General features: G+C 69.7%; 7 protein-coding genes and 1 pseudogene. 1 reads left to right on the top strand and 7 read right to left on the bottom strand.

The window, feature by feature from the left end:
• Window positions 1–6 precede the first annotated feature (6 nt).
• Window positions 7–912 (top strand): annotated as a pseudogene (locus IEY69_RS16465) (transposase); the annotation flags it as partial.
• A 306-nt stretch (window positions 913–1,218) separates the two neighbouring features.
• Here IEY69_RS16465 and IEY69_RS16460 read toward each other — a convergent pair.
• The 7 genes from IEY69_RS16460 to IEY69_RS16430 form a co-directional block, all read right to left on the bottom strand.
• Window positions 1,219–2,226: a hypothetical protein gene (locus tag IEY69_RS16460; protein WP_189074234.1), complete on the bottom strand. Its 1,008-nt coding sequence runs from the start codon at window positions 2,224–2,226 to the stop codon at window positions 1,219–1,221.
• 26 nt (window positions 2,227–2,252) lie between these two features.
• A complete protein-coding gene (locus tag IEY69_RS16455; RefSeq protein ID WP_189074233.1) occupies window positions 2,253–2,459 on the bottom strand; it encodes a hypothetical protein in 207 nt (68 codons plus the stop codon).
• Window positions 2,456–3,244 carry a PRTRC system ThiF family protein gene (locus tag IEY69_RS16450; RefSeq protein WP_189074232.1) on the bottom strand — a complete coding sequence of 263 codons (789 nt, stop codon included), beginning with the start codon at window positions 3,242–3,244 and terminating at the stop codon, window positions 2,456–2,458. Before IEY69_RS16450 ends, IEY69_RS16455 begins: the two co-directional genes overlap by 4 nt.
• A gap of 43 nt (window positions 3,245–3,287) precedes the next feature.
• Window positions 3,288–3,974, bottom strand: coding sequence for a PRTRC system protein B (locus IEY69_RS16445; RefSeq protein WP_229784044.1), 687 nt, complete (start codon window positions 3,972–3,974; stop codon window positions 3,288–3,290).
• A gap of 134 nt (window positions 3,975–4,108) precedes the next feature.
• Window positions 4,109–4,618: an RES family NAD+ phosphorylase gene (locus tag IEY69_RS16440; RefSeq protein ID WP_189074230.1), complete on the bottom strand. Its 510-nt coding sequence runs from the start codon at window positions 4,616–4,618 to the stop codon at window positions 4,109–4,111.
• The gene (locus IEY69_RS16435; protein ID WP_189074229.1) at window positions 4,615–5,061 is read right to left on the bottom strand and encodes an Xre family toxin-antitoxin system antitoxin; all 447 of its coding nucleotides are present in this window, start codon (window positions 5,059–5,061) and stop codon (window positions 4,615–4,617) included. Before IEY69_RS16435 ends, IEY69_RS16440 begins: the two co-directional genes overlap by 4 nt.
• A 217-nt stretch (window positions 5,062–5,278) precedes the next feature.
• Complete coding sequence (locus tag IEY69_RS16430; RefSeq protein WP_189074228.1) at window positions 5,279–6,226, bottom strand: hypothetical protein; 948 nt, start codon at window positions 6,224–6,226, stop codon at window positions 5,279–5,281.
• Between the last annotated feature and the right edge of the window lie 6 nt (window positions 6,227–6,232).

The following is a 6,232-nucleotide window of genomic DNA, read 5'->3' as shown; positions in this document are numbered from 1 at the left end:
TTCGCGATGGTGACCGCGAGGAGCGTGAACCAGAGTGACCTGTGCGCCCACCTGCCTGGAGCAAGGTCCCTCAACGCGAAGAAACGCCGGGTGGAACGAGGATGGCGGGATCCCCAGCTGACCGGACCGGTGTTCCTGGCCTTCCTGCTGGCCCTGCTGCCCCCTGGGAAACTTCTGCTCAGCATGGACCGGACGACCTGGGAGCGTGGCGAGTCGCCCCTGAACCTCCTGTTCCTCGGCGTCGTGTTGCACGGGTACACGGTGCCGCTCGTCTGGACCGCTCTCGATCACGACGGCAACAGCGGCACGGTCCGGCGCATCCAATTGGTCTCACGACTCCTGAAGACCCTTCCAGCGGGCCGCTGGAAGGGCCTGGTCGCTGACCGGGAGTTCATCGGTGGGGAGTGGTTCCGCTTCCTGAGGCGTAAGGGCATCAAACGGGCCATCCGCATCCGAAAGAACGCTGTGATCGACGAACTGCGCGTGGACGCGTGGTTCGGTGATCTGAAGGTTGGGGAGGTGCGGTGCATGGCTGAAAAGGCGTACGTCTACGGTGAGGTGATGCAGGTCGTGGCCACCAGGTCCCCCGCAGGGGACCTGGTGGCCATTGCCACGGATTTCAGCGTGTGGGACACCTGCGTGCTGTACCGGGCTCGCTGGTCGGTGGAGTGCACGTTCGCGAGCCTCAAGGTCCGCGGGTTCGATGTGGAGCGGACCGGCATCACCCGCCTGGACCGGCTGGAACGTCTGTTCGGGCTGGTCGTCCTGGCCTGGATCAGCTGCCTCCGGGTGGGCGTGTGGCTCCAGGCGCAGGTTCCGGTCAAGGTGAAGGCTCATGGCCGGGCGGCCATGAGCCTCGTGCGGTACGGCGCCGAGCGGCTGTGCCATGCCCTGCGGTGGAATCTCCCCGAGTGACCCGCACTGATCAGGCTGCTGAGCACGCCATTTCACGCGCCAGGCGCGGCTTGAAGGCAAGATGTCCGGTACAGAGGTGGTTCGGGCCAAAAGAGTACGCAGTATGATGATTCTGCGAACTTAGTCCCAGAAGAGGATTTTCTCTTAACGGCTGTTTTTGGGTGAATCTGGTTACTACCCGCAGGTGCCCATGTCTCTGAGCTAACGGCGGAGAGGCTAGGCAAGCCGTGTGCTGGGGGTTCTCGCCCCCCCAGCACACGGCCCTTAGCGTAAGTCTCCGTTCCAACTCTAGTGCGACCCCCGTCACGAGGTGGCGCCGCGGGTGAGCGCGTCCCACATGAGGCGCGTGCGGGCCTGCACGTCCGCGACCGCGCGCAAATATTTCAGCGCGGCCTCGTGTGAAGCCCAGTCGCGGACTTCGAGCATGGCCAGGGATTCGACGGTGCTCTCCGTGTGTGGGATGCCCAGCATGTCGGTCACGTCCCGGTGGAATTCCAGCACGGGGTCCCGGTCCGGGGTGTCCTGGCAGATCACCACGTCGATCACGCCCGGGTGCAGGCGGTCCTCGGCCCAGGCGCGCGTGGTGCGCCACTCGAAGGGCAGCGTGGCGAGGTGCGCGAGCAGGTCCGCGGCCTCCGTCAGCCCTGGGACCGCGCGGTGCGCGTGCAGGCGGGCCTGGAGGGAGCGGGCCACGTCGTCTGGCGCAGTCCACGTGTCCATGGGGTACGTGCGGCCCAGGTCGTAGGGCGTCGGTGCGCCCTGGCGCTGCAGCCAGCCGCACAGGTCCCGCGCGCGGGGCTCCTGGGTACGTTCCGCGTGTTCGGCTTCACTGAGCGCTTCGAGGTGGTCATCCCACCACATCTCCCCGAACCGTAGGGCTTCCTCGCCCTGGACGGCGTCCTGACCGGTGAAGACGGGCTGGTACGGGGCGAGGGCTGCGCGCAGGGTGAACATCAGGGCGCCGAACAGGTGCCGGTCCCGGGCACGCAGATCCGCGCGCAGGGCCCGGAGGTCCAGCACCCGGCCGGACTGGGGCAGGACCTCCATGCCGATGGTGGCCGTGTTGTGTTGCGAGTACCCGCACAGGAGGGTGACATCGAGGAGTACGTCCGGCGTGCTGAGATCTGTCCGCCAGGTCTCCACGTACGAGTTCAGGATGTACGACTCTGGCGTCTCGCCCGGACGGGGGGCGCGGCGGGGGATGAGGCCTGCTTGGGTGAGCTGCAGGGCGAGGGTGCACGCGGCGTCCATGACGCCCTCCTGCACGGGGCGGGTGACGTACCCGGTGGGGAGGCGGTGCGCGCGGGGCACGTTCAGGGGTGCCGTGCGGGGGGTGGTCAGGGCAGCAGGGGGGGTGGGGGCAAGCGCGGGTCGGGCGGCGTCCGCTCCTGCGTCCGTGTGAGGGTGACCAGGACGCGGGTGAGCGTGTCGGGGGCGAGCGTGCGGAGCGGGGGCTGCCGGGTACGGTGCGAGTCGAGCCATGTGGCGAACTCCTCCTCGGAGATGGTCGGGACGGTGGCCTGCGGTCGGTCGGAGGCCGTCATGCGGCGGTGCGGCGGGGGCGGCGCTCCCGGCGGGCTTTGAGCAGGGGTTTGGGGCGACGCGCGCGCGGCACCTCGGGTTGCCCGTCCGGCACGGGGAGCGCGACCACGCGCAGTGGCTCGGCGAGGTTGATGAACGCCCCGCACGTGGGGGTCTTCGCGTTCAGGAGGAGTTCCCCGAGGAGTTGCGCGGCCTGAAGGGCGACGGCCGGGTTGATGAACAGGTGCTGGCGGGTGAGTGCCTCGGCGGCGGAGCAGCTGGGCCGGTCGTCATCCGTGCCGGTGAGCATGCTGGGGTCGCGGTCGAGGACGTGCGGGAGGCGGGTGGGGCAGGGGCGGACCTGCCCGAGGATGACCTGTCCGGTGGTGGCGTCGTTCCCGCAGTCCAGCCAGTACTGCGGGGGCTGGGCGCGGAAGGCAGCGTGGATGGCGCGGCGGCTCTGGGCGCTGTCCACGCAGCTGATGACGACGTGCGCGCCCTTCACGTCCCCGTCCTGGAGGGTGCGGGGGTAGGCATCCCAGCACAGGCCCGCGTACAGGTTGCAGCGCTCCACGAGGACGGTGGCCTTGTGGCGGCCGATGTCGGCGGGGGCGAAGTTCTGCCGGGTGAGGTTCGTTTCGCTCACCACGTCCGGGTCGAACGCGGTGACGTGCAGCCCGGCGCCGCCGAGGGCGCGGACGGCCTGATCGAGGCGGACGAGGTGCGTGAGCATGAGGCTGCCGGTGCCGCCGACGCCCACGAGGATGAGGCGGACGGGTTCCTTGGGGTCGAAGGTCAGGGTGTGCATGACGGCCGCGTGGCCCCCGTGAGGGGGCCAGGACTCTCAGGGTTCAGCTCAGGGCTTGCGCGAGGGTCAGTCCAGCGGGAATCAGGACCTGTTCGGGGAACGTCCCGGCGGTCAGGGCGGCGTCGAGGAGTTCCTCGTAGCTCTTGCCCCAGTTCATGTACCGGTCGGTGCGGCTCGGGCCGGTGAACACGGACTGGAAGAACGCGGTCTCCCAGTCGTCCTGCGCGGTGGGGGTGCACGCGTCGGGGTAGCGGGTGGTGCCGCGGCACAGCTGCCCGCCGGGGAACATGTTCCAGTACGGGGCGTGCATCAGGGGCGTGTCGTCGGTGGGTGGGGCGTCCCCGGTGACGGCGTACACCTTGAGGGTGCCGGGCGTGGCGACGAAGACCAGACCTGGGTGAGGGACAGGGACGCCGGACAGACGCGCGACGCTCTTGGACTGGGCGTACTTCGCGTCGAAGAGCATGGGGCGCAGGCCGGGCGGCCGCCACCAGGCGACGCACTGCAGGCCGACCGCGAGGGTCGTGGGGCGGGTGCGCTGCAGGCCATGACCGGCGAGGAGACGGGTGAGGTCGGTGACATCCGCGCGGGTGAGCGCCTGGGCAGGTCCGAGCGTGCACGCGCCCTCGTCCTGCCGCACGGCGTGCTTACGCAGGAGGACCTCGCTGCCGTGTTGACCGGCCCGCTCGTAGATCAGCAGGGCCAGGGTGGGCAGGAGAGGCCGGGGCATGAGCTCAGCGGGGCTGGGTGGATACGTGACCTGGAAGGACATGGGCGTGCACTGGCCCACCGCCAGGGTGGGCCAGGACTGGGCGCGTGATGGCCAGTGTTCGGACTATGCGACCCGCACCATGCCCGATGCTCTCAGAGGCGCGGGTCGAACGGCAGGGGCTCGAAGCCCAGCAGGGTGACCGCCTGCGTGATCTGGGGGTGCCGGGTGTTGATCAGGTAGTTGCTCTGCCCGGGCCCGTACACGCTCAGGGGCAGGATGACCGACGGCACGCGCAGCACCGGGGAGATCCACTCGTCGAACCACTGGTCGCCGATCACTTGCGTGGCGGGGGTGCCCGGGTGGGCGTTCCAGCTGAGCGGGAGCTGGGTGACGTCGAGGTCACTGATGAACGCTTCATTCACCTGGAAGCGCACGAAGGCGTGCGGGACGCTGCTCAGCACGGGGCTGTCGACGTGCACGATCACTTCGAGCATGGCCTGCGCGAGCGTGTCGCTGGTGTAGATCAGGCGGCGGTTGGCCACCATGCCGGGGTCAGGGCTGTTCCAGCGGCCGCCGTACAGCGCGGCGCCATACCCGTGTTCAGCGAGGTCAGGGTGCTGGGCGTACTGGAGGCGACTGATGCGGTGAAGCGTGAGGCTCACGTATACACGCCGTGTTCCAGGCGGCTGAGCACGGTCGTGACGTACTCGGCGCCGCCGGGCAGCAAGGCGAACTGGAGGGGCGTGTGGTCGCCGAAGGTGGCGCGGGGAGTCATGAGCCAGCGGTGGGCTTCGGTGACGCTCTGGAAGTAGGCTTCGGCGGCTTCGGTGACGCGGGCGAGGTGGTAGAGCTGGGTGCTGTCGTCGCTGCTGAGGGGTTTCCCCTTGCGGCGGTAGCTGTGATACGTGCTCTCGCTGAGCCGGATGAGGTCGAGGGTGTCGGCGAGGGTGAGGCCGAGGTGGCGGGCGAAGCGTTCGAGCGCGGCGGTCTGGAAGCCCTGGCGGGCGGCGTCGCCGAGTTCGAGGAGCGTGGTGGCCGTCAGGCCGAGCAGGGTCGTGCCGGGGAGTGGGGGGACGGTACGGGTGGGGGTGAAGGTGTGGGTCATGGGGGGACCTCCGGGGGTGGGCACAGGCGGTGCCCATCTTGCCTGCTTCATTTTAGCAGTTTCAAACTACGTATTGAAGGTCAGCCGCGCAGCGGTCAGACCTTCCCCGTCCAGCCTGACTCTGGTCCACGGGTGGCATCGTGGGGATGCCACCTGGCCACGGTGGGAGGTGGCATCCCCACGGTGCCACGTGCCCGCGTCGGGCTCTCCCCTGTCGTCACGGGCCGCACTGGTCTTCGGCGGCGACGAGCGCGTCGTGGATGCGGTTCAGGGCCGCGTCGACGCGCGGGGCGTGCGTGAGCAGGTCCGTGAGCCGCGCGCGGTCCGCGTCGCAGTCGTGCAGGACGAGGTGCAGGGACGCGCCGGTCTCCCCGCCCTGCCAGTGCAGTTCCATCACCTCGTCGAGCACGTCCACCATCGCGCTTGCCCCTTCCTCCAGAGGGCTATACGCCCGGCTGGGCAGGTGGTCGAGCAGACCGCTGCCGCACTCCGCTTCCGTCATGGCCGGCAGGGCGCCATGCGCCTCGCGCAGTTCCGGGAGGGCACGCAGGAGAGGCTGCAGGGCCGGGAAGTCCGGGATGAGGGGTCGCAGGCGCGCCACAGTCTCGTCGAGGCCCGGCACGTCCCGCAGGTACGGCCAGGGCATCTCGTCACGCACCACCCAGGGGTGGGGGATGCCGCGGCGCCGCGCGAGGCGGATGACATCCCGCTTCTTCAGGGCATCCCACTGCGGGTGCTCCTGAAGGAGGTCCTCGATGACGCGGTCCTCGTGGTGCCACTGCTCGGCCAGCCCATGTGCTTCACGCGGGCCGAACTGCGGGGTGAGGCGCGCGGAGTGATCTTCGAGCGCCGCGAGAATCCCGGGCAGGACGTGCGGGTCACGCCGCGCGAGGGCCGCGTGCAGGGCGGGCAGGTACGTGAAGCCGTTCGGGGCCGCCGTCACGGAGACCGTCACCTCGTCCGCGCAGGCGTTGAGGTGCACCTCGGCATCGGTGAGGGGCGCGATCAGGTCGAGTTCCGCCTGGAGGGTCCGGGCGCTGCCCGGTTCGTCGGGGAGGAGATCCCGGAACAGGGCGCGGAGCACGTCTGCCGGGTCCTGGTGCAGGGCGAGCTGCACGCGGGCGTCCAGGCTGCGCAGGTCCGCATCCAGGATCAGGGGCGTCACGCCATC

This window comes from Deinococcus sedimenti, from assembly GCF_014648135.1.
Taxonomy (GTDB): Bacteria; Deinococcota; Deinococci; order Deinococcales; family Deinococcaceae; genus Deinococcus; species Deinococcus sedimenti.
This window is presented reverse-complemented; position numbering and strand designations above follow the sequence as displayed.

Coding starts and splice junctions, on each gene's coding strand:
- IEY69_RS16455 (WP_189074233.1), bottom strand. CDS start 2,459: ATGACGGCCTCCGACCGACCGCAGGCCACCGTCCCGACCATCTCCGAG.
- IEY69_RS16450 (WP_189074232.1), bottom strand. CDS start 3,244: ATGCACACCCTGACCTTCGACCCCAAGGAACCCGTCCGCCTCATCCTC.
- IEY69_RS16445 (WP_229784044.1), bottom strand. CDS start 3,974: ATGCCCCGGCCTCTCCTGCCCACCCTGGCCCTGCTGATCTACGAGCGG.
- IEY69_RS16435 (WP_189074229.1), bottom strand. CDS start 5,061: ATGACCCACACCTTCACCCCCACCCGTACCGTCCCCCCACTCCCCGGC.